The sequence below is a fragment of the Achromobacter sp. UBA2119 genome (assembly GCF_002331005.1).
Taxonomy (GTDB): domain Bacteria; phylum Pseudomonadota; class Gammaproteobacteria; order Burkholderiales; family Burkholderiaceae_B; genus Achromobacter; species Achromobacter animicus.
On record NZ_DCYD01000001.1, the window covers coordinates 1 to 26,669 of the forward strand.

Here is a 26,669-nt window from a genome sequence, read left to right on the forward strand (position 1 = left end):
CGGCGCCCCCCCTTGCGTTTTTTTCGGTTAAGGCCCTGGCCGTTCCCCCGCCCCCCCCCGCGGCGCCCCCCCCCCGGGGCCCCCCCCCCCCCCCCCCGCCCCCCCCCGCGCCCCCCGCGCCGTCACCGCCACGGCCGCCGTCACTGACCAACGTATTATTGAAGGCGCCCCCGCCGCCACCTCCGCCCCCACCGCCCTTGCCACCGCTGATCGAGTAGCCATCGTTGTGCAGGATCACGTCGTCGCCCGAGATCACGATGCCGTGCCCACCGTTTCCGCCCGCGCCACCTGCGCCTCCCACATGGCCGCCCTGTCCGCCTCCCCCGCCACCCCCGCCGCCTCCGCCGGGCGCCCCTTCAATGTCGTCATAGGTCGTATAGGACGTAGTGAGATCCAGGGCCGCAAAACCATCCCCGCCGTCGCCCCCGTTGCCGCCATTGGCAGCCCCGCCTGCGCCGCCCGTCCCCGCCTCGCCGACGATCAACGCGCGCGCCGCGGGATGCGGGGACATGCCGAGAGAGATCAAAGACAGGCCAAAACAAAGCTTGAGCGCGATACCGCGCGCCTTGTTGGTTCGATTCGAGATCGAATCCCCATGTCGCGACGCCAAGCAAGAATCCGTGTACATCAATGGTTCATCCTGGGTGGTGGATTCACGCGCGGCTTCACGAATTCAATAGCGCCGGAGGATCAGGTGACGCTCCAGGCAAAACTGCTATTTGGGTCTCGTAAGAACGTGGAACACCGGCGTGGCCGGTTGCGCGTTTGAATAATCCGGTTAATCACATCGAACGACGGATGCACGCTGCAAAGCGTTCAAGCCTGTGTCGTCGGTGTCTCAGATTCTCTTTATGCGCCCTGGCTTCACCCAGAGTAGGTTTACTCCGATGTCGCAGAAGCATTTATAAGAATCAGTTGCCGGGCAAAATCAGACGATCGCTATGGCGAAAATCTAGAGACACTGCCAGTTATCCGACGGCCCCCTGTTTCACGCGATTGCTAGAACAGGTACTTCACCCCGACCGAGCCGCCCACCGCCCGCAACCCTGAGGCGCCGCCCAAGCCCTGTTCGGCATGCACCTGCACGTTGACGAAAGTGTTCCTGCCCGCGCGCCGGTCGTAGCCCGCCGTGAGGCCCACGCGCGACCCATCCAGATCGTTGTCGAATGCGATGTCGCCCTGTGTGGCGGTGGGGTACGAACTGGAGGATTTTCCCAGCGTGTGCCGATAGCTCAGCATCAGCCAGCCGTGGTGCCGCGTCTCGGGGTGCGCGTCCCAGACTTTGGAAACCTTCAAGCTCACACGCGAGTGCAGCGCGCGCATTCCCGGCAGCGCAACCGGCCCGACGCGGTCTTCGCTGTCGCGCAGCCTGACGTGCTGGACCATCACCTGGGCTTGCGGCTCGATGCGCAGTCCGCTGCCGTCGTTGATGTCGAAGGCTTTGCCGGCTTCGGCGGACAACGCGGCGCCCCATCCGGACGTGTGCAAAGACAAACCTTGCGCGCCGCGCGAATGGGCCTTCACACCGTAGCGGCTGACCTGTGCGACGAAATCGGCGTATCCGCCCTTGCCGTCGATCAACGTGTAGTAGGCGCCCAGGCCGTACATGGTCTGATCGCTGCGGCCGGCAGCCACGGTCGAACGCGTGAACGCCTGATAGTGCGCCACGTCGTTGCGGGAAGCCATTGCCGTAGCGAACACGCCCGCGCTCCGGCGGCCGGCGCCTCTGCTGGCCACGAACAGGTCGGTTCCCACCTGTAGCCCGCCCAGCCGCGAATCCACGGCGACGTTCGCTTGCCGGATTCCCAAGGGCGCGCCATCGCGGCGTTCGAGGACGCCGAACGATCGCGCCCAGACGTACGGATAGACCGTTCGCGCCAGTGTTTCGGTCGCACCCATCCGTTCGTTGAACGAACCCACCGCCACCTCGGACTGCCGCAAGGCCTGATTGCCCAACTGCGAGTAGATGGACACCTCGGGGCGGACATCGCTGAACAGATACCAGTTGTTGGCCAGATCGGCTGCGCCGTTTCGCGCGCCGTGCACCAGCCCGTAGTTGAACGCGCCGGCCAGCGTGGGTTGTCCTGGGGATTGGCGAAACGCATGGTCGGTGCTGGCGCCGGCCTTGACCACCAACAGCCCGTCGCCGGCCATGGGATCTCCGAAGCCGCCGGGCGTGATGATCTTCAGGTAGGTCAACCCCGTGGCGCCCTGGGTCAGCGTCAGATGATCCGCAGCGCCGGCCGGACTGACGTGCAACTGGACTTGCCCGCCCCCGCCCGCCAGGTTGTTGGCGGTGAGCGTTCGGCCGGCCTCGTTGTTGGACCCGTCGGGCGGTGCGAAGGCAATGCTGCCGGCAAGCTGAAGCGCATTGACGGTGCTGAGATTGTTTCCCGCCGAGGCATGAGGGGTGTCGGCCAGGACGTTCCATCGGCTCGTCGCATCGATGACGAGATTCGGTCCGTCCATCTGGCCGTCGAGCACTGCACCGTTGGCAAGGTACAAGGCCGCATTGCTGGCGCCGGCGACGCTGGCCGCATGATCGGTCCGCCCCAGGCTCGTGCCATGAAGGACCAGCATGCCCTCGTCAACACGCGTATCACCGGAATACGTGAGCTGCGCCGCCGGCAGGGTAATGCCCGATCCGGGATCGTTGCGCTCGATGATCCATGTTCCGGACCCGGTCTTGGTGAGGCTGCCGGCGCCGCTGATCGTTCCGTGCATCACGGACACGGTGCCGCCGGCAGTGTGGACCGCGCCATCACCGCGCAGCTGAAAATCGCGCTGCGACGTGATGCTGGCGTTCAGCTGCAATCCGCCGCCCTCGAAGATGAGGCCGCCCGCCGTGTCTCCCAGCGCGCCGTCGTCCGTGATCGCAAGCCATCCCCCGGAAAGCGTCCAAGGCGTAAGCGCCAGTGCGGGCGAACCCGTCAGCGCCCACGTGCCGTGAGACGCTTTCTCGAATGCGTTGAAGCCCAGATACTGACCCTGCGCGCCGGGGCCGATCTTGCCCACGTCAAACGCCTGCGCCGCGCCGCCATCCAGGATCAGCGTGTTTGTGCCGCTTGATTCGGTGGCATCGACGAGCCCCTGAATCAGGCTTCCTTCACGGAGCATCAAGGTCGAATTGCTGGCGGTCGCCGCGTACTTGATGGCGGTGTCCTGGTTGACCGGCCCCGCCACAATGGATCCCGCATTGATGATGACGGAGCCGGCCCCCGTGACGTAGACGCCGTGATTGCTGCTGCCGGCCGCGCCACCCCCGTTCGTATCGAAACGCGAGTACTGCCCGCCGCGGCCGCCATCGCCGCCTGGCGCGCCGCCACCGCCACCGCCTGCGGCGAAACCTTCATACGGTTTGGCATCGCCACCGTTGACGCCGGACGCCCCGCCAGCAATGCCGCCTGCCCCCCCGATCCCCTCGATCAGGATCGGCCACACGTCTGTGCCCGGAGCCCCCCCGTTGACGGAAGAACCTCCGCCCCCGCCCCCGCCGCCGGCCCAGGAGATGCCTGGCGGGCCCCCGCCCGCAGTCAGGCCATTTTCTCCCCCGTTGCCGCCGTCTCCACCGAAGGCCGCCCGGACGTGTGCGCCGCCTCCGCCGCCCCCGCCGGCAGCGCCGTCAACGCCCGTCGAGCCGTCACCGCCGCGACCGCCGTCCGGCTCTACGGAGGGGTGGAAGGTGGAGCCGCCTCCCCCTCCGCCGCCGCCGCCCTTGCCGCCGCGGATCGACCAGCCATCGTTGTGCAATACCACCGCGTCGCCTGAGATGACGACGCCGACTCCGCCGTTCCCGCCGTCGCCACCCGCTCCCCCCACGGCGTTACCGTGCCCGCCGCCACCGCCTCCCCCGCCGCCGCCGCCGGCCCCGCCCTCGACGTCGCCGACCGTCGTGTATGAGGTCGTCAGGTCCAGGGCGGTATCTCCGTTGCCACCATCGCCGCCGCGGCCTCCATTGGATGCGCCGCCGACGCCGCCGGCCCCCGACACACCCACGATCGCACCCCAGGCATCGGGTTGGTGCGACATGTTCACGGATAACAGCAACAGACCAAAGCAGAGCTTGGTCGCGGTGGTTCTGGCATTGAGAAACAGCATTGAATCTGCGCGGCGCAGCGCCGCGCGGGAATCCACGAGCATCAATCGATCATCCTGGGTGTTGATTCATGCGTGGCTTCTTTTCGTTCAGCTCAGCTGATCGTCAAAGCCCATCGCGTCGGTGTGATCGATTGTGTTCAAGGTCCGCGGCCGCACCCAGAGTACGTTTACTCCGATGGCGCGCCCCGCCTATCAGGATCAACGTCCGCTTGGGAATCCGACGAGTCTCAGTTGCGCTGGATTCGATAACGTGCCAGCCCGCTGGGACGTTATCGGCGGCAAGGGCGTATTCATGCCGACGGCAATCAAAGTGCAAATTTGCATCTTGAAAGCGCAGTAATGCGCTCCCGGAAGTTCGTGCCGCGGTTACGCTGGAGCCTTCTGATCACGCACCTTCTTTCCTACATCCCCAAGGAGAAAACCATGACGACGCAAACGAACCCACTCGAAAAGAAAACCGCCTACTGGGGCGTGCCGTGGGAAGACGCCTATGGTTATGCGCAGGCGGTGCAGGTGGGCAACGAGATCTATGTGTCGGGCCAGCTGAACCACGACAAGGACGGCAACCTGATCGCGCCGGCGGAACTGGATGACCAAGGCAAGCCGCGCGACTTCTCCACGATGGAAGCGCAGATGCGCGCCACTTACGAGAACCTGGCGGTGTTGCTGGGCAAGTTCGGCGCCACGCTGGATAACGTCGTGGAAGAAACCCTGTACGTGCTGGACGTGGATGCCGCCTTTGCCGCGGCGGGCAAGGTGCGCAAGGCCGCGTACGGCACGGACCGTCCGCAAGTGGCCAGCAACCTGATCGGCGTGTCCCGTCTGGCGATGCCTGCGCAATTGATCGAGGTCGCTTGCAAGGCCATCCTGCGTCCCAAGGATGCCGGCTGACCGGACCCTGCGGCTTGGCGGGAAAAGGGCCTAGCGGCCCTCGATCAACGCCTTCTGCTTGGCCACGGCCGCGGCGCAAAAGCGCATGAAAGCCTGGACGCGCCGGGATCCGCGGATGTCAGGATGGGTGAGCAGCCAAAGCTCATCCTGAAGCTCGGGCACGACGGGACCGACGCGCACCACATCGGCCATCGTGTCCCCCAGCATGCAAGGCAGGTAGCCCATGCCCAGGCCGGCCGAGATACCCGCGCTTACTGCGGCAACCGAGTCCGACCGGTAGGCAATGCGGGATGGCGCGACACGGCTTTCAAGGTAGTGCGCGGCCTTGAGGCCGGACAGCCCGCCCGCATACGACACCCAATCCAGCTCGTAAAGGCGTTCGGCGGCGGGTGTCTTGCGGCGAAATTGCTGCGCAGCCCCGTAAGGCGCCCACGCGATGCCTGCCAGCCTGCGTCCCACCCAACTCTCGGGCGGGCGCCGCGTCGCCCTGAGCGCGACGTCGGATTCGTCCCGCGCCAGATCCAGTGTGCCGTTGCCAACCAGCACCTCGACGGTCAATGAGGGATGCGCCGCTCTGAATTCAGCAATGATGGGCGTCAGGAAATACAGCAGGAGCGAATCGCTGGTGGCCACGCGCAGCGTGCCCTGTGGATCGTGCGCGGCGCCGGAAATGCGTCGGGCCACGCTGACGACATCGAGTTCGACGCGCTCGCTCAGTGCGCGCAGCTCCGTGCCCTCAGGCGTCAGCTTGTAGCCCGCGTGCCGCCGGTCGAACAACGCGACGCCCAGCGCGGCTTCGGCGTGCGCCACGCGGCGCGAGACGGTCGAGGCATTGATGCCGAGCTTTTCGGCCGCGATCGACCGATTGCCGCAGTCGCTCAGTGTCTTGATGATGCGCAGGTCATCCCATGACAACTGTTGCGCCGCGTCGCGCTGTCCCATGGAAAGGCGATCGGAGTGCGTCTGAGTTTTAGCGGGTTTGGACGGCACGATGATTGGCGGATGTTCTTTCGCGGCGGATTATTGGGAATCGTCGGTGATCCTGCCCTCGCGATTTGCCCTCGCGATTTGCCCTCGCGATTTGCCCTCGCGATTTGCCCTCGCGATCTGCCCTCGCGATTTTGTCCACGGGCTTTCGCCCGCAGTATCGGCGAAAACAAAAAAGGGCCCATGAAGGGCCCGGAACAACGCACTGCTTTAATCAGTTGGCGCGCCCGACAGGAATCGAACCTGTATCAAGAGCTTCGGAAACTCTCATTCTATCCATTGAACTACGGGCGCAGCGCAAGGAGGCGGTATTGTACCCAGTTTTACGCGTTCTGCATGAACTGGATCAAATCCTCCGGCAAACTCATCGAAAACCCGTCCTTTCTCATTGGACGATCGTCCATGACACCGTTATATAATCCAGCGTTTGCTTGCAGGCGGGCATGAGTTGCCGCCGACTTGTGCAGTTCTGATTTTCTGTTGCCGCCGCCAGGCGCCCCCGGTACCCGTTAGCAGGATTAGGTCATGAGCAACGAGCAGGAACACATAGAAGAGCACTCCTCCCCCATCAAGACCCCGAAGCAACTGATCATCACGATCGTCCTGGCTTTCGTGGTTCCCATCGCCATCATCATCCTTCTGGTGAACATGGTGGTCACCGGCACCAAGACCGGCGCCGGCTCGGACGCCCTGTCCGGCGAAGCCGTCGCCCGGCGGATCGCGCCCGTGGCGGGCTTCGAACTCGTTGACGCCAACGCGCCCAAGGTCTTCAAGACCGGCGAACAGGTCTTCGCCACCGTCTGTACGGCCTGTCACACCGCCGGCGTGGCTGGCGCACCCAAGCTGGGCGACAACGCCGCGTGGGCGCCGTTCATCAAGGCTGGCTACGACGAGATGATGAAGGTCGCGCTGCACGGCAAGGGCGGCATGCCCGCCAAGGGCGGCAACCCGGCCCTGTCCGACTACGAAGTCGCGCGCGCCGTGGTCTACATGGCCAACAAGTCCGGCGCCTCGCTGCCGGAACCCGCAGCCCCCGCTGAAGAAGGTGCCAAGAAGGAAGGCGAAGCCGCACCGGCCGCGCAAGCCGCTGCACCGGCGGCTCCTGCTGCTGCCGCGCCCGCTGCTGCCGCGCCCGCCGCCGCAGCACCGGCTGCCGCAGCACCGGCTGCCGCCGCTCCCGCCCCCGAGCAAAAGGCCGCCGCCGTCAACCCGGCGGGCGAACAGCTCTACAAGACGGCCTGTTTCGCGTGCCACGCCACGGGCGTCGCCAACGCACCCAAGTTCGGCGACAAGGCTGCCTGGGAGCCCTACATCAAGACCGGCATGGACGCCATGGTCAAGGTCGCGATGACGGGCAAGGGCGCAATGCCTCCCAAGGGCGGCGCCGCCAACGCCTCGGAAGACGACATCCGCGCCGCCGTGGAGTTCATGGTGAACGCCGCCAAGTAATACCCCGCCCGCATCGCGGGCAATAAAAAGCCCCTTGAATCATCAAGGGGCTTTTTTTATCCGGTGACCCGGATTCGCGTGGCAAAGGTGTCAGACACCTCGCCATCCAACGATCAGTCCGCCGCCGACGTCTTCACCAGCGACATGCCCAACTGCACGCGGCGCTGCAGCCACAGGCTGGGACGGTAACGGGTGTCGCCCGTCACACGCTGCATGCTCTTCAGGATTTCCAGAATGCGATCGGCGCCCAGCTTGTCGCCCAAAGCCAGCGGGCCCACCGGGTAACCCAGCCCCAGCGTCACGGCCAGGTCGATGTCCTCGGGCGTGGCGATCTTCTGCTGCGCGATATCGCAGGCGATGTTCACGATGTGCGCCACGATACGTTGCGCGATGAAGCCGGGCGAATCCTCGATCACCGTGACGGGCACGCCGTCGGCGGCCAGCAGTGCATGGGCGGCATCACGCCACTTGTCCTCGGTGGCGGGCGAGACCATGATCGTGCGGCGCTTCGCGTTATCGAACGCATACAGCGTGTCCAGGCCAACCGTGCGGCCCGCGTTCAGGCCTTGCGCGGAGACGCTGGTGGACACGTCTTCACCGAACGGCGTGACGATAATCAGCGCATCGGGATCCGGCGTCGATCCCGTGACCAGCGTGCCGCCCAGCTTTTCAACCAGCGCGGAAGCGCGGGCGTAGCCTTCGCCGTGCTTGGGGCTGACCCAGACCTTCAGGCCCTCGGGCAGCGCGGGCGCAGCCGCTTCGGCCGGCACCTGCTTCTGGCCGTCGGCGTAGACGTAGAAGCCCTCCCCCGCCTTGCGGCCGATCAGCCCGCCCGCCAGGCGCACGGTCGTGATCGGCGACGGGCGAAAGCGCGGCTCGTCAAAGAACTGGCGGTAGATGGATTCCATCACCGGATGCGAGACGTCGAGCGCGGTCAGGTCCAGCAGTTCGAACGGTCCCATGCGAAAGCCCGCCTGCTCGCGCATCACGGCGTCGACCTGGGCGAAGGTGGCCACAGCCTCCTGCGCGACGCGCAGGCCTTCCGTGTTCATGCCGCGGCCCGCGTGGTTGACGATGAAACCGGGCATGTCCTTGGCGCGCACAGGCGTGTGACCCATGCGGCGGGCCAGCTCGGCCAGGGCGTCGCCCACTTCCGGCGCGCTGCGCAGGCCGTCGATGACCTCGACCACCTTCATCAGCGCAACAGGGTTGAAGAAGTGATAGCCGGCCACGCGTTGCGGACGCTTGCAGGCGGCCGCGATGGCGGTGATGGAAAGCGACGAGGTGTTGGACGCCAGAATGCAGTCGTCGGACACCACGCCTTCCAGCGCGGCGAAAAGATCACGCTTGACGTCCAGCCGCTCGACGATGGCTTCGACCACGAGCTGGCAGTTCGACATGTCGGTCAGCGCGGTGGCCGATTCGACGCGCTCGAGCGCGGCTTGTGCGTCGGCGGCGGTCAGCTTGCCCTTCTGGGCCAGCTTTTCCCAGGTCTGGCGCAAGGATTCGCGCGCGGCCGCAATGGCCTCCGAACTGGTGTCGTACAGACGCACGCGCAGGCCGGCCTGCGCCGCGATCTGCGCGATGCCGCGCCCCATGGCCCCGGCACCCACGACGCCGATGGTTTGAATCTCCGTCATCAACTCTCTCCTGCCTGTATTGGAATGGATCGTGCGCCTGGCGCGGCGCGGCGTGCGCGACAGGCGGACTGGCCGCCCTCGCGCGCGCATCAGGCCCGGCTCTGTGCCAGCGCCTGGATTTCTTCGGCCGACAGTCCCAGCTTTTCGGACAGGACCTGCTCGGTGTGCTCGCCCAGCATGGGCGGCGCGCGGCGGTACTCGACCGGGCTGCCGGAAAACTTCAGCGGGCTGGCGGCCACGGGCACGGTGCCGGCGGCCGGATGCGGCAACTCACGCTTCATATTGCGGGCCAGGACGTGCGGGTCTTCGTAAACCTGGTCCAGCGTGTTGATGGGCCCGGCCGGCACGCCCACGCCTTCCAGCGCGGCAAGCCAGTGGTCGCGCTCGCCGGTGGCCATGCGCTCGGCCAAGAGGGGCACGAGTTCCTCGCGGTTCTTCACGCGTTGCGGGTTGGTGGCGAAACGCGGGTCGGCCGACAGCTCGGGCAGGCCGATCGCGCCGCAGTAGTTGCGGAACTGGCTGTCGTTGCCCACGGCCACGATGAGGTGACCATCGCTGGCCGCGAACACCTGGTAGGGAACCAGGTTCTGGTGCGCGTTGCCGGCGCGGCGCGGGGCCACGCCGGAGGTCATGAAGTTCAGGTTCTGGTTGGCCATCATGGCGACCTGGCAGTCCAGCAGGGCCATGTCGATGTGCTGGCCCAGGCCGCTGCGGGCGCGCTCATGCAGCGCGGCCAGGATGCCCACGGTGGAATACATGCCCGTCATCAGGTCGGCCACGGCCACGCCGGCCTTCTGCGGACCGCCGCCGGGCAGGTCGTCGCGTTCGCCCGTGATGCTCATCAGGCCGCCCATGCCCTGGATCATGAAGTCATAGCCGGGACGGCTGGCGTACGGGCCGGTCTGGCCGAAGCCCGTGATCGAGCAATAGATCAGGCGCGGGTTCAGCTCCTTCAGGCTCTCGTAGTCCAGGCCGTACTTGGAAAGGCCGCCCACCTTGAAGTTTTCAACCAGGATGTCGCTTTGCAGCGCCAGCTCGCGCACCAGCTCCGCGCCGCGCGGCGACGCGATGTCCAGCGCCACCGACATCTTGTTGCGGTTGGCCGACAGGTAGTACGCGGCCTCGGTGGTGTCGTGGCCCGCTTCGTCCTTCAGGTACGGGGGGCCCCAGGCGCGCGTATCGTCGCCCGAGCCGGGCCGTTCGATCTTGATCACCTCGGCGCCAAGGTCGGCCAGGTTCTGGGTGCACCAAGGACCCGCCAGCACACGGGTCAGATCCAGCACGCGTATGCCGGTGAGGGGAGCGGGACGTTGCGACATCGGTAATCTTTTCGCTAGAAGGGAAATGAGAACTTCCGGCCCCGCGGAGAAGCGCCGGGCGGACTGGGATTCCGTCATGCCAGAAGGCGGCCCGCGGGGGCCGCCTTCCGATCAACATTCGTCAGACTGGATATTAGCCTCTGGAACGCGTTGGCCGGACGTCTGGCGACGGAAAGATCAGGAATGCGCCTTGATGGTCTCGCGCGCGATGACCAGCTGCTGGATCTGCGAGGTGCCTTCGAAGATGCGGAACAGGCGCACGTCGCGGTAGAAGCGTTCCACCGCGTATTCGGACATGTAGCCCGCACCGCCGTGGATCTGCACCGCGCGGTCGGCGACGCGGCCCACCATTTCGGTGGAGAAGAGCTTGCAGCAGGCGGCCTGCATGGTGGTGTTCTCGCCGCGGTCGCGCATGCGGGCGGCGTCCAGCACCATGCAGCGGGCCGCATACAGCTCGGCCTGGCTGTCGGCGATCATCGCCTGGATGAGCTGGAACTCGGCGATGGGCTGGCCGAACTGCTTGCGCTCGGTGGCGTACTGCACGGCGTCGCGCAGCAGGCGGTCGGCAATGCCCACGCACAGCGCGGAAATGTGCAGGCGTCCCTTGTCCAGCACGCGCATGGAGGTCCGGAAGCCGTTGCCTTCTTCGCCGCCCAGCAGCGCGCTGGCCGGCACGCGGCAGTTGTCGAACACGACGTCGCTGGTCAGCGCGCCGGCCTGGCCCATCTTCTTGTCCGGCTTGCCAATGATGAGGCCCGGCGTGCCCGCTTCGACCAGAAAGCACGAGATCGAATTGGCGCGGCGCTCGGGCGCGGTACGCGCCATGACCGAGAACAGGCCGGCGATGGGCGCGTTGGTGATGTAGCGCTTGGTGCCGTTCAGCACGTAGAAGTCGCCGTCGCGCTCGGCGGACACGCGCAGCGACATGGCGTCGGAACCGGCATCGGGCTCGGTCAGCGCAAAGGAGCCGATGAGCTCGCCGCTGGCCAGCTTGGGCAGGTAATTGGTGCGCTGCTCGTCGGTGCCGGCCAGGACGATGGCCTGCGAGCCGATGCCGATGTTGGTGCCGGCCAGCGAGCGGAAGGCGGGCGAGGTCTGGCCCAGTTCGAACACAACGCGGACCTCTTCTTCCATCGTCAGGCCCAGGCCGCCGTAGTCCGGCGAGATCGACAGGCCGAACAGGCCCAGGTCGCGCATTTCGTTGACGATGTCCGGCGGCACTTCGCCGCTGGCGGCCAGTTCGTCCTCGGCGGGAATCAGGCGTTCGTGGACGAAGCGGCGGACGGCGTCGATCAGGAGATTCAGGGTTTCGGTGTCGAGGGCCATGATGGAGGTCTCTATAAGCGGATATGGGTCAGGAATGGGGGTGGCGGCCGGTTCAGGCGCGCATGCCGCCCACCAGCAGATCGAAATAGCCGTCGGCAATGGACTCGGCGCTGTCGCCCTGGCCGGGCTTGTACCAGCGCACCATCCAGTTCAGCATCGACAGCACGGCGCGACCGGTGGCGGCCACGTCCAGCGCGCGGAATGCGCCTTCGGCGACGCCCTGCGCAATCACGTCGCGCAGCTGCTTCTCGTAGCTGTCGCGCAGGCGGGCGGCATCTTCGCGTTCGGACAGCGCCATGCCGGAATACCCGATCAGCATCGTCACGAACTGGGCGTGGTGCTGTTCGAAGTACCGGGCATGTCCCACCATGAAAGCGCGCAGGCGGGCCACGCCGCCCTCGGCGCCGGCCACGTCGCGGCCGACCGTATGCGTCAGACCCTCCAGCACTTCGAGGATGATGGCGTCGTAGATGTCCTGCTTGGTGGGGTAGTAGTGATAGATGGCCGCCTTGGACACGCCGATCGCGCCGGCCAGGTCGGCAATGGAGCTGCCGTCGTAGCCGCTGCGCGCGAACAGCTTGGCGGCTTCTTCCAGAATGCGTTCGCGCGGGGCGGCCAGGGTGGGTGGCCGGCCCGCACGGGCACGTTTCTGAATGGGTTGGGGGGTGATGCCCATGGACGCCTTTGGCAGGGGCCGCGCGAGGCCGGAGGGTTCTGGCGAACCGCAATTGACAGCCATTCCGCGCATGCCGTTAAATAAAGATTAATTAATTACCGGACGGTCGGTAGGTAATTAATATACTCCAAAACCTACAACGAGACGACGCCCCATGCCCCATCCCCTCGTGACTGATTTGTATGGCCAGATGTCCTTGCCGGTCATCAGTGCCCCGATGTTCATCGTGTCCAATCCCAAGTTGGTTATCGCGCAGTGCACGAGCGGCATCGTGGGGTCGTTTCCCGCGCTGAATGCGCGCCCGCAGACGCTTCTGACCGACTGGCTGGACGAAGTCCAGGCCGGTCTCGCGTCCTACCGCGAGGCCAATCCCGGCGCCCCCGTCGCGCCGTTTGCCGTCAACCAGATCATCCACCAGTCCAACGACCGCCTGGAACAGGACCTGGCGGTATGCGCCAGCCACCGGGTGCCGCTCATCATCACCAGCCTGCGCGCCCCCGGCGACCTGGTGAAGGGCGTGCACGACTGGGGCGGCAAGGTCTTCCATGACGTGACGACCATCCGGCACGCGGAAAAGGCGCTGGAAGCGGGCGTGGACGGGCTGATCCTGGTGTGCGCGGGCGCGGGCGGCCATGCCGGCACGCTCAGCCCCTTCGCACTGATCTCTGAAGTGCGCCGCTTCTATGACGGCCCCCTGATCCTGTCGGGCGCCATCACCTCGGGCGCGCACGTCCTGGCCGCGCAGGCCATGGGCGCGGACTTCGCCTACATGGGCACGCGCTTCATCGCCAGCGAGGAAGCGAATGCCAGCGACGGTTACAAGGCCGCGATCGTCGAGGCCAGCGCCTCGGACATTCTGTACACGCCGTTCTTCACCGGCATCCCGGGCAACTACCTGAAGGCCAGCATCGCCGCCGCCGGCCTGGATCCGGCCAACCTGCCCGCCCCGGACAGCGGCGCATCCAATTTCGGCACGACCCGCGTCAAGCCCTGGAAGGACATCTGGGGCGCCGGCCAGGGCGTGGGCGGCATCGCCAGCGTAGAACCGACCCGCAAGATCGTCGACACGCTGCGGCGCGAATACGCCGAGGCAAAGGCCCGCCTGGCCACGGGACCGCTCGCATGAGCGCCGGCCTGAAGGTGGCGCGCGACGGCGCCGTCCTCACGCTGACGATCGACCGCCAGGACCGCCGCAACGCGCTGGACACCGCCACCTATGCCGCCCTGACCGAGCAGATTTCGCTCGCCAGCGCGGACGTGGCGGTCTCGGCGGTCATCCTGACGGGCGCTGGCGAACATTTCACGGCAGGCAACGACCTGCGCGACTTCCAGGCCGAACGCGGGGCGGGCGACAGCGCCGGGCTGACGTTCCTGCGCGCGCTGACCACGGCCGACGTGCCCGTCATCGCCGCGGTCGAGGGTTACGCCATCGGCATCGGCGTGACGCTGCTGCAGCACTGCGATTTTGTCCACATCGGGGAAGGCGCGACCCTGCGCATGCCGTTTGTCGCCCTGGGGCTGTGTCCGGAAGGCGCGTCCAGCCTGCTGATGCCGCGCCTGGTGGGCCGCCGGGCAGCGCAGTGGCTGATGCAGGGCAAAGCTTTTTCGGCGCAGGAGGCGGTGGACGCCGGCCTGGCCACGTCCGTCACGCCCAAGGGCGAGGCGCTGGCTGCGGCCCAAGCCACCGCAGCGGACCTGGCGCGCCAGCCCCCGGCCGCGCTGCGCCTGACCAAGGCCATGATGAAGCGGGCGGACCGCCAGGCCATCCAGGAGACGCTGGACTACGAAGCCCAGCAGTTCCGCGCCCGCCTGCAGACCGAAGAGGCGCAGGCGGCGTTCGCGAAGTTCTTCAAGAAATAGCGCGTCAGAAGGGCGAATCGGGCCGGAAGTTCGGCGCCCGGCGTTCACGCAGGGAATTGATGCCCTCGCGCACGTCCGGGCCGCCAAAACCCATGAATTCCAGCGCCAGCGACGTGTCGAAAGTCGGTCCGGCCATGCGCAGCCAGTTGTTCAGCGAATATTTGGTCCAGCGGATCGCCGTCTGCGACCCGGCCGCCAGCTTGTTGGCCACTTCGAACGCCTTGCCGATCAGCTCGGCCTCGTCCACGCAGAGCGACACGAGGCCGATGCGTTCGGCTTCCTCGCCAGACACCGTCTCGCACAGCATGAGGTAGTACTTGGCCTTGGCCATGCCGCACAGCAGCGGCCAGACGATGGCGGCGTGGTCGCCCGCCGTGACGCCAAGCCGGGTGTGGCCGTCGATGATGCGGGCATCGCGCGCCGCGATCGAGATGTCTGCCAGGAGGCCGGCCACCAGCCCCGCCCCCACCGCCGCGCCGTGCATGGCCGACACGATCGGCTTGCTGCAATTGATGATGTTGTAGACCAGGTCGCGCGCCTCGCGCCAGACGCGGGTGCGCACGTCGAAGTCGTCCGCCATCTGCTGCACCAGATCCAGGTCGCCGCCCCCCGAGAAGCCCTTGCCCTCGCCGCGGATCACCACGACCCGCGTGTCCGGATCGGTGTCGATATCGCGCCAGATGTCGGCCAGTTCCCGGTGCATCCGGTCGTCGGCCGTGGACAGCTTGCCCGGTACGCCGCCCTTGGCGCCCATGATCAGTTCCAGCACGCCGCCAGGATGGCGGCGCAGCTTCAGGGATTCGTAGGCCGAATAGTGTTCCAGCGTGATGTCGGTCATTGTCTGCTCCGGGTCTGGTCTTTGGTTGTTCGCACCCCGCCCCAAGGTGGCCGCGTTTTTGCGCACTATAGTGGATACGGCCGACCCGCCAAGCCGATTTCCCTCCGGAGCCTCACCCCATGAACACCCCCGCCGTCCCCATTGACCGCGCCGCGTTGCCCGCCCTGTTCGCACCCCGCGCGGACGACTCGCACAAAGGCAGCTTCGGCACCGTGGGCGTGGTGGGCGGCGGTCCCGGCATGACCGGCGCAGCCCTGCTCGCCGCCCGCGCTGCCCTGAAGACCGGCGCCGGCAAGGTGCTGGTGGGTTTCGTGCAGGAGACGCTGCCGCTGCCCTGCGACCCGCTGCAACCCGAACTGATGCTCCGCGACTTCCGTTCGCTGCTGGAAGAAGACTGGGGCGTGACCGCCTGGGTCGCCGGCTGCGGGATCGGCACGGGCGCGCTGGCCGCCAACGCCCTGTCGGAACTGTTCGTCCTGCGGCGGCACGCGCCGCTGGTCCTGGACGCCGACGGCCTGAATCTGCTCGCCCGCGGCGAAATCCGGCCGACCTGGGGCGCGGGCCCCGTCGTGCTGACCCCGCACCCGGCGGAAGCCGCCCGTTTGCTGGGCGTCGGCACGGACACCATCCAGCGCGACCGCCCCGCCGCCGCCCGGCAACTGGCGCAGCGCTTTCAGGCGTGGGTGGTGCTCAAGGGCGCCGGCACCGTGGTGCGCGCCCCGGACGGCGGCCTGCACGTCAACACCACCGGCAACCCGGGCCTTGCCACCGCCGGAACCGGGGACGTATTGGCCGGGATGCTGGGCGCGCTGATCGCCCAGAAGCTGCCGCTGGACCAGGCCGTGCCCGGCGCCGTCTGGCTGCATGGCGCCGCCGCCGATGCACTCGTCGCCCAGGGTGTCGGCCCCATCGGCCTGACGGCCGGCGAGCTGGCCGACGCCGCCCGCACCCTGCGCAACGCGCGCTAAGTCCAAGCCCGACAAAACATTTTTACAACATACTAGGGTTTTCCCCTAAAATGAGATTGCTATTGGCCTAGGGTTATCCCTATAATGGTTTACCCCATGACGAAACGGACTGGAGCCAAACCATGAGCGAACTGACCCTGAACAACACTGCCCGCCTGACCGACGCGCTGGAGCGTGACCTGCTCCGCGGCGCTCTCGAAAACCAACCGAATTCTCACCCGCTGACCAGCCTGAAGAAGGCTGGCCAATCCGTAGCAGCCGCTGTTGCCGCCGTCTTTGCCTTCATCGACGAAGTGAACGAATCGATGAACAAGGCTCGCGCCGCCAGCTCGCGCTTCTCCGGATCGCAGTGGTAATAACAGCCGCGCCAGGCTGAATCGCGACCAATCTCCCGCGACTCAGCCTGGCGCGCTGCCGTTGCCGCGCCCGCCTGGCCCTCCCCAGGCGCCCGCCGCAACGTTTCGGCGCCCGTCCCCTCACCGGCGCCATCGCGTCGCGAGAGGTCCCAAGAGGGACCGCGCGACGCCCTCTCTCCCTTCCCCTCTCGGCGTTTTCCCTAGCGCCCCGATTGCCGCTGCGCATTGACAGCGCGCGAACCCCCTACCGATAATCGGCCCCTTGCCGTCGTGCCCTGGCGACAATTCCCCGCAAGCCCCCTGGCCGACGCAGTCGTCCCCTGGCGCGCGTGGCCGCCTGCACGATCCGGTTCGTTCCCCATCCGGAGTTGTCACCATGAAGTTGCGCACCACCCTGGCCCTTGTGGCCGCCGCCATTCCCCTGGCAGCCGCCCAAGCCCAGACGCTGAAGATCGGCCTGTCGGCCGAACCGACCTCGGCGGATCCCCACTATCACAAGATGACGCAGAACGACGCGTTCTCCGCGCACGTCTACAACTCGCTGGTGGGCCGCAGCGCCGACATGAAGCTGGTTCCCCAGCTTGCGACTTCCTGGAAGAACCTGGACGACCTGACCTGGGAATTCAAGCTGCGCGACGACGTCAAGTTCTCGAACGGCAAGCCGTTCACGTCCGAAGACGTGCTGTTCACGATCTGCCGGACGCTGAACAACGAAACCAACGTGTCGCAGTCCTACATGGACATGACCAAGCGCATCACCGACGTCCAGACGCCGGACGCGCACACCGTCATCATCAAGACGGGCGAACCCTTCCCCCTGATGCCGGCCGAACTGGCCCGCTCGCTGCCGATCATCTGGAACGGCATCGTCGAACACGGCAAGCTCACGTACGACCCCAAGAAGGGTTGCGGCGTGACGGGCGCCTGGCCCACGGTCGTCGACTTCAACAACGGCAAGGACGCCATCGGCACCGGCCCCTACATGCTGAAGTCCTACGTCAAGGGCACCGGCATCGAGCTGGTCCGCAACGAGAACTACTGGGGCGAGAAGCCGCACTGGAAGGAAGTGAAGTTCGTGCCCGTGCCGTCCGCCGGCCCGCGCCTGACCGGCCTGCTGTCCGGCGACTTCGACATGATCGAAAACCCCGCGGCGCGTGACCTGCCGCGCCTGAAGGACAACCCGAAGTTCGGCTTCGTGGCCACGCCGTCCACCCGCCTGGTGTTCTTCCAGCCGGACGTGGGCCGCAACCCGAGCCCGTTCGTCAAGAGCGCTGACGGCAAAAACCCGCTGCAGGACCTGCGCGTGCGCAAGGCCATCAACATGGCCATCGACCGCAAGACCATCACCGCCCGCATCATGGACGGCATGGCGACCCCGGCCTTCCAGTTCATGCCCGACGGCATGTTCGGCGCGCTGCCCAAGGCCCCGGAAATCAAGTACGACCCGGAAGGCGCCAAGAAGCTGCTGGCCGAAGCCGGCTACCCGAACGGCTTTGAACTGACGCTGTCGTCCACCAACGATCGCTACGTCAACGACGGCCAGGTCGCCCAAGCCGTCGCCCAGTACCTGTCGCGCGTCGGCATCAAGACCAACGTGGACGCGATGACCGCCTCCATCTACTTCCCCAAGCGCGCCAAGCGCGAGTTCAGCTTCTCGATGGGCGGCTGGCCGGCGGAAACGGGTGAAGCGTCGGCGCTGTTCCAGTTGTGGGTCGCCACGCTGGATTCGCCCGTCAGCCTGGGCACCAGCAACTACGGCGGCTTCTCGAATGCCGACTTCGACAAGGTCTACAAGCAGGCCATCGTGACGGTTGACCCCGCCAAGCGCGAAAAGCTGCTGCAGGAATCCACCCAGATCGCCCTGGACAACGTGCCGCTGATCCCGCTGCACTTCGAAAGCAGCATCTGGGCATACCGCAAGGGCATCTCGTACGAAGGCCGCCGCGACCAGTACACCCTGGCCACCTCGGTCAAGCCCGACGCCAAGTGAGCCGGCTGGGCTGAGTAAAGAAGAAACGGCTGCCTCGTGCAGCCGTTTTGCCTTGTGGCGGCGCAAATGCGCCCCGCTTTGCCCGAGCCCCCCGCCCCATCCCCTACAATCGTCTCGCTTCATCGGAACCGCCATGCCCACGTCTTTGCCCCCGTCTTCGTCCGCCCCTGCCCCCCGTCCTTTCCTGTTGGCCTGTCCGGACCTGTCGGCCGAGCGCGTGGGCAACACCGACACGCCCGGCGTCTGGCATTTCGATTCCGGCGCGCCCGGCAAGCGGGTGATGCTGAGCGCGCTGATCCACGGCAACGAACTGTGCGGCGCCTGGGCGCTGAAGGACCTGCTTGCCGCCGGCCTGCGCCCGCGCCGCGGCACGCTGACGCTGGCGTTCTGTAACCTGGCGGCCTTCGACCGCTTCGACGCCCGCAATTACGCCCCCGCGCGCTTCGTGGACGAAGACATGAACCGCGTCTGGAGCGAGGACAAGCTGTCCGCGCCGATCTCCCAAGAGCGCCGCCGCGCCGCCGAGCTCCGGCCGTGGGTGGAACAGGCGGACTGGCTGCTCGACTTTCATTCGATGAGCAATTCCGACGTGCCGCTGCAGCTGACCGGCCTGGAGCAGCGCAACATCGATCTGGCCCTGGCATTGGGCAATCCCGCCACCATCATTGCCGACGCGGGCCACGCTGCCGGCGTGCGCATGCGCGATTTCGGCCGTTTCGGCGAAGCCGGCGACAACGGCACGCGGTCCCTGCTGATTGAATGCGGTTTCCATGGCGCCCCCGAGGCGCGCGGCGTGGCCGCCGACCAGATGGCACGCTTTCTGGTGCAGGCCGGCACGGTGGACCGCAGCGACATCCCCGCCGCCTGGTTCGCGCCCGGCGCGCCGCTGCAGCGCGCGCTGCGCGTCACGCACGCTATCGCCGCCAAGAGCGCCGACTTCCGTTTCGCCGAGGCCTGGAAGGGCCTGGAGATGCTGCCCAAGGCGGGCACCGTCATCGGCTGGTCGGAAGGCGAGCCCGTCACCACCCCGTACGACAACTGCGTGCTCATCATGCCGTCCACCGCCAACCTGCGGCCCGGCGTCACCGTCGTGCGCCTGGCGCAGCCGATCGCCTAGCAACAGCCTTTCACCCCCGGCTTTTCCCCAACCCTGAGCCCACCAAGGAAATCATCTCGTGGCCTTGTTCATCCTACGCAGACTGATACAGAGTCTGTTCGTGCTGCTGGCCGTGTCGGTCGTGGTCTTCTTCGCGGTGTATGCCGTGGGCGACCCGATCGAGCTGCTGGTCAGCCCCGAAGCCAGCCAGGCCGCGCGCGAGGCGATGATCGCCCGCCTCGGCCTGGACCTGCCCGTCTGGCAGCAGTACACAGGCTTCCTGTGGCGCGCGCTGCACGGCGATCTGGGCACCTCGTTCGTGCACGGCATCCCGGCGATCGAACTGATCGTGCAGCGCATTCCCGCCACGTTCGAGCTCGTGATCGTCGCGATCATGCTGACCTGTGTGATCGGCATTCCGCTGGGCCTGATCGCGGGCCTGTACCGCGATGAGTACGTGGGCCGCGGCATCATGGCCTCGTCCGTGCTGGGCTTTTCGCTGCCGAACTTCTGGCAGGGCATGATGCTGATCCTGCTGTTCGCCGTCTGGCTGGGCTGGCTGCCCGCCACCGGCCGCGGCGACACGGTGACCGTGCTGGGCGTGCGCCTGTCCATCCTGACCGCCGACGGCTGGTCGCACCTGATCATGCCCGCCATCAACCTGGCGCTGGCCAACATCGCCCTGGTGCTGCGCCTGACGGCCTCCGGCGTGGTGGAAGCCCGCAGCCAGGACTACGTGAAGTTCGCGCGCGCCAAGGGCGTCAAACCCGGCCGCATCGTGCGCCGCCACATCCTGCGCAACATCCTGATCCCGGTGGTCACCGTCATCGGCATGGAGTTCGGCACGCTGATCGCCTACTCGACCATCACCGAGACCGTGTTCGCATGGCCCGGCATGGGCAAGCTGCTGATCGACAGCGTGTACCAGCTCGACCGCCCCGTCGTCGTCGCCTACGTGATGCTGGTCACGCTGATCTTCGTCATCATCAACCTGGTTGTGGACATCCTGTACGCCGCGCTCGACCCGCGCGTGCAGCTCGTGGCCCCCGCTCATTGAACCGCCATGGCTAACTCTCCCAATCCCGGCCGCACCCGCACCGTCCAGCCTCTGGCCGAGACGCCCCGGCGCGCCGCCATCCTGAAAAAACTGCATGCGCGCCCCACGGTGCGCGGCTCGGTCATCGCGCTGGCCGTCCTGATCATCCTGGTGGTCTTCGCGCCATTCTTTGCGCCGCAGAATCCGTACGACCTGGCCAACCTGTCGCTCATGGACGGGCGCCTGGCCCCGCGCCAGGCGCTGATGGACGGCAGCATCGCCTGGCTGGGCACCGACGACCAGGGCCGCGACATGCTCAGCGCCATCCTGTATGGCCTGCGCATCAGCCTGATGGTGGGCCTGTCCGCCGTCGTGCTGGCAACCGCCATCGGCGGCGCGATCGGCCTGGTGGCCGCCTACATCGGCGGCTGGGTCGACACCGTGCTGATGCGCATCGTCGACTTCATCCTGGGCTTTCCGACCATTCTGGTGGCGCTGGTGCTGCTGGTGGTGCTGGGCCGGGGGGTCGACAAGGTGATCCTGGCGCTTGTCCTTGTGCAATGGGGCCACTACGCGCGGATCATGCGCAGCCGCGCCTTGCAGGAACGCCGCAAGGAATACGTCGAGGCCGCGGCCAACCTGGGCTTTCCGGCGTGGCGCATCATGCTCTTTCACCTGTTGCCCAACTGCCTGGGTCCGGTGATGGTGTTCGCCACCATCCAGATCGCGACCGCGATCGCGCTGGAAGCGACGCTGTCGTTCCTGGGCGTGGGCGTGCCGATCACCGAACCGTCGCTGGGCCTCTTGATCTCCAACGGCTTCCAGTACCTGCTGTCGGGCGACTACTGGATCAGCCTGTTCCCGGGCATTGCGCTGCTGGTTCTCATCCTCTCCATCAACATCGTGGGTGACCGCCTGCGCGAAAGCCTGGATCCTCGTCGAGCATGAGCGACATTCTTCTTGATGTGCGCGGCCTGCGCACTGCATTCCATACCGAGGCCGGCGCGTGGCTGGCGGTCGACGGTGTCGACCTGACCGTGCGCCGTGGCGAGATCGTGGGCCTGGTGGGCGAGTCCGGTTCGGGCAAGTCGGTCACGGGCTTTTCGCTGCTGGGCCTCATCGACCCGCCGGGCGAAGTCGTCGACGGCGAAGTGAAGTTCAAGGGCACGGACCTGCGCAAGCTGTCTGAAGAGCAGATGCGCCAGTTGCGCGGCAACCGCATCGCCATGATCTTCCAGGACCCGCTGATGACGCTGAACCCGGTGCTGCGCATCGGCGAGCAGATGATGGAAGCGATCCTGACGCACGAGGACGTGCCGCGCGCCCAGGCCGAGGAACGCTGCCGCGAGGCGCTGGCCATGGTCGGCATCCCGTCGCCGGAAAAGCGGCTGAAGAGCTATCCGCACGAATTCTCGGGCGGCATGCGTCAGCGCGTGGCGATCGCGATTGCGATGCTGAACAAACCCGACCTGATCATCTGCGACGAACCCACGACGGCGCTGGACGTCACCATCCAGGGCCAGATCCTGTACCGCATGCAGCAGATCTGCCGCGAGCACAACACGGCGCTGATCTGGATTACCCACGACCTGGGCGTGGTGGCCGAGCTGGCGGACCGCGTGGCCGTGATGTATGCCGGCCGTATCGTGGAAAGCGGTCCGGTCGAACAGGTGCTGGACGCACCGCGCCACCCCTATACCAAGGGCCTTCTGGACTCGATGCCCGGCGCCACGCAGCCGGGCGCGCGCCTGCACCAGATCAACGGCATGGCGCCCAGCCTGGCGGGCCGTCCGTCGGGCTGTGCGTTCCGGCCGCGCTGCGTCAACGCGGTCACGCGCTGCACCGAGCAGGCCCCCTCCGTCACCACCGAAGGTTCGCGCAGCTATCGCTGTTACGTGCCGATTGCCCGCGAGACACAGTAAGCAATGAGCCAAGCCGATACCCCCGTCATCGAGCTCAAGAACGTCCACAAGCGCTTCGAGCAGCGGCCTGACCTGGCCCAACGCATTCTCGCCCTGACCGGCCGCCCCATCGACCGCCGCACCGTGTACGCGGTGAACGGCGTGGACCTGTCCATCAAACGCGGCGAAGTCGTGGGCCTGGTGGGCGAGTCCGGTTGCGGCAAGTCCACGCTGGGACGCGTCGTGGCCGGCCTGCATCGCCAGACCGAAGGCGAGCTGCTGTACCAGGGCCTGGACGCCAACCGCCTGCGCGGCGCCGACAAGCTGGCGTACACGCTGGGCGTGCAGATGATCTTCCAGGATCCGCAGGCCTCGCTGAACCCGCGCCAGCGCCTGCGGCAGATCCTGGGCGAATCGCTGAAGGTGCACAAGCTGGCGCCCCCGGCGGAGATCCCCGCCCGCGTCGACCAGGCGCTCACGGAAGTGGGTCTGGCCACCGAATACCGCGACCGCTTCCCGCACCAGATCTCGGGCGGTCAACGCCAGCGCATCGGCATCGCCCGCGCGCTGATGGTGGCGCCCAAGTTTCTGGTCTGTGATGAACCGGTGGCGGCGCTGGACGTGTCCATCCAGGCGCAGGTGATCAACCTGTTCATGGACCTGCGCGAACAGCACGGTTTCACGTACCTGTTCATCAGCCATGACCTGGGCGTGGTCAAGCACATCTCTGACCGCGTCGCGATCATGTATCTGGGTAAGATCGTGGAGATCTCGACGTCGGCCGAAATCTTTGCCCGCGCCAATCACCCGTACACGCAGGCGCTGATGGCCGAAGTGCCGGATGTGGCGCGCCGCGGCCGCAAGTTCACGCCGATCAAGGGCGAGATTCCGTCGCCGCTGAATCCGCCGTCCGGCTGCACGTTCAACCCCCGCTGTCCCCACGCGATGCCGCGCTGCCGTGAAGTGGCGCCGGCCCTGAAAGAAATCTCGGCGGGCCACTGGTCGGCCTGCCACCTGAACGAAGCGAGCGCCTGATGAAACCTTCCGATATGTCCAACGTGGACCGCATCGCCATCGAAATGGGCCATGCGGGCCGCAACGCGATCCTGTACGTGGACGAGGACCGCAACTACGACCGTCCGTTCAAACTGCAGACCTACCGCCCCTACGGCTACACGCCGGACCGCCCGGTGGTGATCGTGCAACACGGCGTGCTGCGCAACGGCGACGAATACCGCGATTTCTGGGTCGAAGCCGCCGACAAGCACAAGCTGCTGATCGTGGCGCTGACGTTCTCGAACGAGATCTGGCCGGGCGTTGAAAGCTACAACAACGGCCGGGTGTTTTCGGCCGGCGGCAATCCGCGCCACATCGATGGCTGGACGTATGCGCTGGTGGGCAACGTCATCAAGGACATGATCGCCGGCGAGATCACCGACGGGCAGAACGTGTACCTGTTCGGCCACAGCGCGGGCGGCCAGTTCGTCCACCGCCTGATGAGCAGCCAGCCGCACGCGCCCTTCAAGGCGGTGACGGCGGGCAATCCGGGCTGGTACACGCTGCCGACGTTCGACTATCCCTATCCCGAGGGCATGGACGGCGTGGGGCTGACCGAGGACCATCTGGTGAAGCTGCTGGCCTACCCGATGACGATCCTGGCGGGCGACAAGGACATCGAGACCAACGATCCCAACCTGCCGTCCGAGCCCGCCGCGATGCGCCAGGGCCCGCACCGCTTTGCCCGTGCGCAGAACTACTTCGAATTCGGCCGCAAAGAGGCCGAGCGCCGCGGCGTGCCGTTTGGCTGGAAGCTGCAGGTGGTGCCGGGCATCGGCCACGACGGCCGCGCGATGTCTGCCGTGTGCGCGAGCCTGTGGTTCGATGGCAAGATGCCCGACGATGCCGAGCTCGCCCGCCTGGCCGGCCAGCAGGTCGCCTGAATCCCTTTTCCATTGCTGAAACCCGATACCGCCATGTCCAACACCCAGAGCACTGAACAGATCGTCGCCGGCATTCAAAGCTGGCTGCAATGCGAGTCGCCGTCGAACTTCCCGGAAGGCATCGCCGCGATGGCGCGCATCATCGCCGACTACGCGGCTGCGGCCGGCCTGGCGGTGGAGCTGTCGTCGCTGGGGCCCTCGACGGGCCCGCTGCTGTACGCGACCAACCGCGCGCCGGGCGATACGCGTCCGGGCATCCTGATCCTGGCGCACATGGATACGGTGCATCCGGTGGGCACGCTGCTGGAAAACCCGGTGCGCATCGACGGCGACCGTCTCTACGGCCCGGGCAGCTATGACATGAAGGCGGGCATCTATCTGGCGCTGACGGCGCTGGCCGGCGTGGCGCGTCCGGGTGCGACGCAACTGCCGGTGGATTTCCTGGTGGTGCCGGACGAAGAAACGGGCAGCCACGCCTCGCGCGCGCATATCGAACGCTTCGCCGCGAATGCCAAGTACGCGCTGGTTTGCGAACCGGCCCGCCCCAACGGCGGCAAGTGCGTGACGGCACGCAAGGGGACGGGCATGCTGAACCTGAACGTGAAGGGCCGCCCGGCCCACGCAGGCATGCAACACGAGAAGGGCCGCAGCGCGATCCGCGAAATGGCGCATCAGGTGCTGGCGCTGGAAGCGATGACGGACTACGACCGTGGGATCACGGTGAGCGTGGGGACCATCGCGGGCGGCACGGTCACCAACACGGTTCCGGCGCTGTGCCGCTGCGTGGTGGATTTCCGCGTGCCTGACATGGGCGCCGCGGAAGACGTGCTGCGCCGGATGCGTGAACTGTGCGCAGTGGGTCCGGACGTTGAACTGGACATCGACGTGGAACTGAACCGTCCGCCGATGGTGAAGACGGAGGCGGCGGCTGCGTTGCTGGCCTTGGTGCAGGGGTTTGCGGATCGCGCGGGCTTCTTGCTTGAAGATGCGCCGATGACGGGTGGCGGCAGCGATGCCAACTTCACGTCCGCAATGGGTATTCCGACGCTGGATGGGTTGGGAGCGGATGGGGATGGCGCGCATACGTTGAATGAGTATGTGCTGGTGTCTACGTTGGAGCAGCGGTTGAAGTTTTGGGAATTGCTGCTGCGGGATTTGGCTTGATGTTGAGTTTTTTGCGGCATCTTTGCGCGAAGAGTTGAGTTCTTGATGCGGCCGGGTGGTTGAGTTCTTAAGACGTCCGCCACGGTGGCGGCCCGGGGCGCGCGGGGCCACGATTGCGGTCCGGAGCCTTCGCTCCGGACTTGCCTAGGCGGCCCCCCCCGTCGTCATCGTCGTTGTCGCCTCCGGCGACTGCCTTCCGATTCCCTCGGGCTTATCGACGCCCCGCGCGCCCCGGCCCGCCACCGCACCGGACTCTGGCAATTCAAGTCTTTAGGCAGCTGGGACGATCAGCGTGCTTGGCATTTTTGTGTAGATCTTCTCTGGCCAGAAGCAGCTTGCGGTGCCCGTCTCCGTTCGGCCGCGCGGGCGGCCTCCGGAGACTTACGCGGCGTCTTGCGGCGTAGCGATGAACGCTTCGCGCGTGGCTGCATTTGATCCAGGTGTCTGACACCCAGGTGAGATTCGCTTCATACCAAGTGCGTCTCCCAAGGATGTCAGACACCGGCAGCGGCAGACCTCTCGCCAAGTTCAAGCGGAGCCGCCATTAATCGTCAATTGAACCCCAGTGCCCGATGGGCGGCGCGAACCGGTCGGCAAGTTGTGGCTGACCGTCGCCGCGCCGCCCATCACCGCCCCTCCCCCCGTGACGACGGCCCATTAGCAAGCCAACCGTCACCAGCGCGCAAGCGACCACCGCCACGACGCCCCACCGGCCCAATGCCGGGTTGCCGCCGTCCGGGCGGCAGCAACCCGGCGGCCCCGCAGATCCCCTTCCCTGACCACAGGTCTTGTAGCGCCACAAACCAAAGACCCTCGTAGCACGGCGTCGTGGTCACCGGGGAGGCGAGCGCCGTCGATGCGCCCGAGGGAATCTGAAGGGAGCCGAAGGCGGACGAAGATGACGAAGGGGCAGTCCGGAGCGAAGGCTCCGGACCGCAATCGTGGGCGATCGCCTCCCCGGTGACCACGGCGTCGGGCGACCTACGAAGACCGCCACGAGGGCCAGTGTCAGACACCCGAGAAAACGATCGTCATCGCAGAGCACCGTCTCAGCAGGTCTCAGACACCTAGTGATAACTACCTACGCAGACAAACCCACCACCACCCGAATACCACCATCATCCAGATCCATTC

21 protein-coding genes and 1 tRNA gene are annotated in these 26,669 nt (G+C 66.6%); 14 read left to right on the forward strand and 8 right to left on the reverse strand.

Annotated elements, in window-relative coordinates; translation table 11 throughout:
- Positions 1-999: 999 nt before the first annotated feature.
- The gene (locus B3098_RS00005) at positions 1,000-4,140 is read right to left on the reverse strand and encodes an autotransporter outer membrane beta-barrel domain-containing protein (RefSeq protein ID WP_286889943.1); all 3,141 of its coding nucleotides are present in this window, start codon (positions 4,138-4,140) and stop codon (positions 1,000-1,002) included.
- 381 nt (positions 4,141-4,521) lie between these two features.
- On the opposite strand from B3098_RS00005, the gene B3098_RS00010 reads away from it, so the two are divergent.
- Complete coding sequence (locus tag B3098_RS00010) at positions 4,522-4,989, forward strand: Rid family hydrolase (protein WP_279975590.1); 468 nt, start codon at positions 4,522-4,524, stop codon at positions 4,987-4,989.
- A gap of 30 nt (positions 4,990-5,019) precedes the next feature.
- Here B3098_RS00010 and B3098_RS00015 read toward each other — a convergent pair whose 3' ends face one another.
- Complete coding sequence (locus tag B3098_RS00015; RefSeq protein ID WP_279975592.1) at positions 5,020-5,931, reverse strand: LysR family transcriptional regulator; 912 nt, start codon at positions 5,929-5,931, stop codon at positions 5,020-5,022.
- Between the two features lie 264 nt (positions 5,932-6,195).
- A tRNA-Arg gene (locus B3098_RS00020) sits at positions 6,196-6,270 on the reverse strand.
- 231 nt (positions 6,271-6,501) lie between these two features.
- Between B3098_RS00020 and B3098_RS00025 the strand changes: the two genes are divergently transcribed.
- Positions 6,502-7,425: a c-type cytochrome gene (locus B3098_RS00025; RefSeq protein ID WP_279975594.1), complete on the forward strand. Its 924-nt coding sequence runs from the start codon at positions 6,502-6,504 to the stop codon at positions 7,423-7,425.
- Between the two features lie 113 nt (positions 7,426-7,538).
- Here B3098_RS00025 and B3098_RS00030 read toward each other — a convergent pair whose 3' ends face one another.
- The 4 genes from B3098_RS00030 to B3098_RS00045 all read right to left on the reverse strand — a co-directional run bounded on the left by B3098_RS00030 (position 7,539) and on the right by B3098_RS00045 (position 12,386).
- Complete coding sequence (locus B3098_RS00030) at positions 7,539-9,065, reverse strand: 3-hydroxyacyl-CoA dehydrogenase (RefSeq protein ID WP_286888712.1); 1,527 nt, start codon at positions 9,063-9,065, stop codon at positions 7,539-7,541.
- Positions 9,066-9,154: 89 nt separating this feature from the next.
- Positions 9,155-10,384 (reverse strand): CaiB/BaiF CoA transferase family protein, encoded by a 1,230-nt coding sequence (locus B3098_RS00035; protein WP_105237142.1) that lies wholly within the window; start codon positions 10,382-10,384, stop codon positions 9,155-9,157.
- A 177-nt stretch (positions 10,385-10,561) separates the two neighbouring features.
- Complete coding sequence (locus B3098_RS00040) at positions 10,562-11,710, reverse strand: acyl-CoA dehydrogenase family protein (protein ID WP_279975597.1); 1,149 nt, start codon at positions 11,708-11,710, stop codon at positions 10,562-10,564.
- Positions 11,711-11,762: 52 nt separating this feature from the next.
- The gene (locus tag B3098_RS00045) at positions 11,763-12,386 is read right to left on the reverse strand and encodes a TetR/AcrR family transcriptional regulator (RefSeq protein WP_286888718.1); all 624 of its coding nucleotides are present in this window, start codon (positions 12,384-12,386) and stop codon (positions 11,763-11,765) included.
- Between the two features lie 154 nt (positions 12,387-12,540).
- Between B3098_RS00045 and B3098_RS00050 the strand changes: the two genes are divergently transcribed.
- Both B3098_RS00050 and B3098_RS00055 read left to right on the forward strand, forming a co-directional pair.
- Complete coding sequence (locus tag B3098_RS00050) at positions 12,541-13,512, forward strand: NAD(P)H-dependent flavin oxidoreductase (RefSeq protein WP_286888720.1); 972 nt, start codon at positions 12,541-12,543, stop codon at positions 13,510-13,512.
- Positions 13,509-14,246, forward strand: a complete 738-nt coding sequence (locus tag B3098_RS00055; RefSeq protein ID WP_105237138.1) for an enoyl-CoA hydratase-related protein — start codon at positions 13,509-13,511, stop codon at positions 14,244-14,246. Before B3098_RS00050 ends, B3098_RS00055 begins: the two co-directional genes overlap by 4 nt.
- Before the next feature lie 4 nt (positions 14,247-14,250).
- Here B3098_RS00055 and B3098_RS00060 read toward each other — a convergent pair whose 3' ends face one another.
- A complete protein-coding gene (locus B3098_RS00060) occupies positions 14,251-15,084 on the reverse strand; it encodes an enoyl-CoA hydratase/isomerase family protein (RefSeq protein WP_175125116.1) in 834 nt (277 codons plus the stop codon).
- Between the two features lie 119 nt (positions 15,085-15,203).
- On the opposite strand from B3098_RS00060, the gene B3098_RS00065 reads away from it, so the two are divergent.
- The 10 genes from B3098_RS00065 to B3098_RS00110 all read left to right on the forward strand — a co-directional run bounded on the left by B3098_RS00065 (position 15,204) and on the right by B3098_RS00110 (position 25,535).
- The gene (locus tag B3098_RS00065) at positions 15,204-16,052 is read left to right on the forward strand and encodes an NAD(P)H-hydrate dehydratase (protein WP_286888728.1); all 849 of its coding nucleotides are present in this window, start codon (positions 15,204-15,206) and stop codon (positions 16,050-16,052) included.
- A 122-nt stretch (positions 16,053-16,174) separates the two neighbouring features.
- The gene (locus tag B3098_RS00070) at positions 16,175-16,408 is read left to right on the forward strand and encodes a hypothetical protein (protein WP_008161006.1); all 234 of its coding nucleotides are present in this window, start codon (positions 16,175-16,177) and stop codon (positions 16,406-16,408) included.
- 376 nt (positions 16,409-16,784) lie between these two features.
- Entirely contained in the window at positions 16,785-18,398 is a 1,614-nt protein-coding gene (locus B3098_RS00075; RefSeq protein WP_175186066.1) for an ABC transporter substrate-binding protein, read from the forward strand.
- Between the two features lie 133 nt (positions 18,399-18,531).
- A complete protein-coding gene (locus B3098_RS00080) occupies positions 18,532-19,515 on the forward strand; it encodes a succinylglutamate desuccinylase/aspartoacylase domain-containing protein (protein WP_286888746.1) in 984 nt (327 codons plus the stop codon).
- A gap of 58 nt (positions 19,516-19,573) precedes the next feature.
- Positions 19,574-20,551, forward strand: coding sequence for an ABC transporter permease (locus B3098_RS00085; protein ID WP_175139461.1), 978 nt, complete (start codon positions 19,574-19,576; stop codon positions 20,549-20,551).
- A gap of 6 nt (positions 20,552-20,557) precedes the next feature.
- Entirely contained in the window at positions 20,558-21,478 is a 921-nt protein-coding gene (locus B3098_RS00090; RefSeq protein WP_105237134.1) for an ABC transporter permease, read from the forward strand.
- A complete protein-coding gene (locus B3098_RS00095) occupies positions 21,475-22,452 on the forward strand; it encodes an ABC transporter ATP-binding protein (RefSeq protein ID WP_286888753.1) in 978 nt (325 codons plus the stop codon). The genes B3098_RS00090 and B3098_RS00095 overlap by 4 nt, the downstream gene beginning before the upstream one ends.
- Before the next feature lie 3 nt (positions 22,453-22,455).
- Positions 22,456-23,466 (forward strand): ABC transporter ATP-binding protein, encoded by a 1,011-nt coding sequence (locus tag B3098_RS00100; protein WP_175125109.1) that lies wholly within the window; start codon positions 22,456-22,458, stop codon positions 23,464-23,466.
- Entirely contained in the window at positions 23,466-24,371 is a 906-nt protein-coding gene (locus B3098_RS00105) for an alpha/beta hydrolase (RefSeq protein WP_175186069.1), read from the forward strand. Before B3098_RS00100 ends, B3098_RS00105 begins: the two co-directional genes overlap by 1 nt.
- A gap of 33 nt (positions 24,372-24,404) precedes the next feature.
- Entirely contained in the window at positions 24,405-25,535 is a 1,131-nt protein-coding gene (locus B3098_RS00110) for a M20 family metallopeptidase (RefSeq protein ID WP_286888759.1), read from the forward strand.
- Positions 25,536-26,669 lie beyond the last annotated feature (1,134 nt).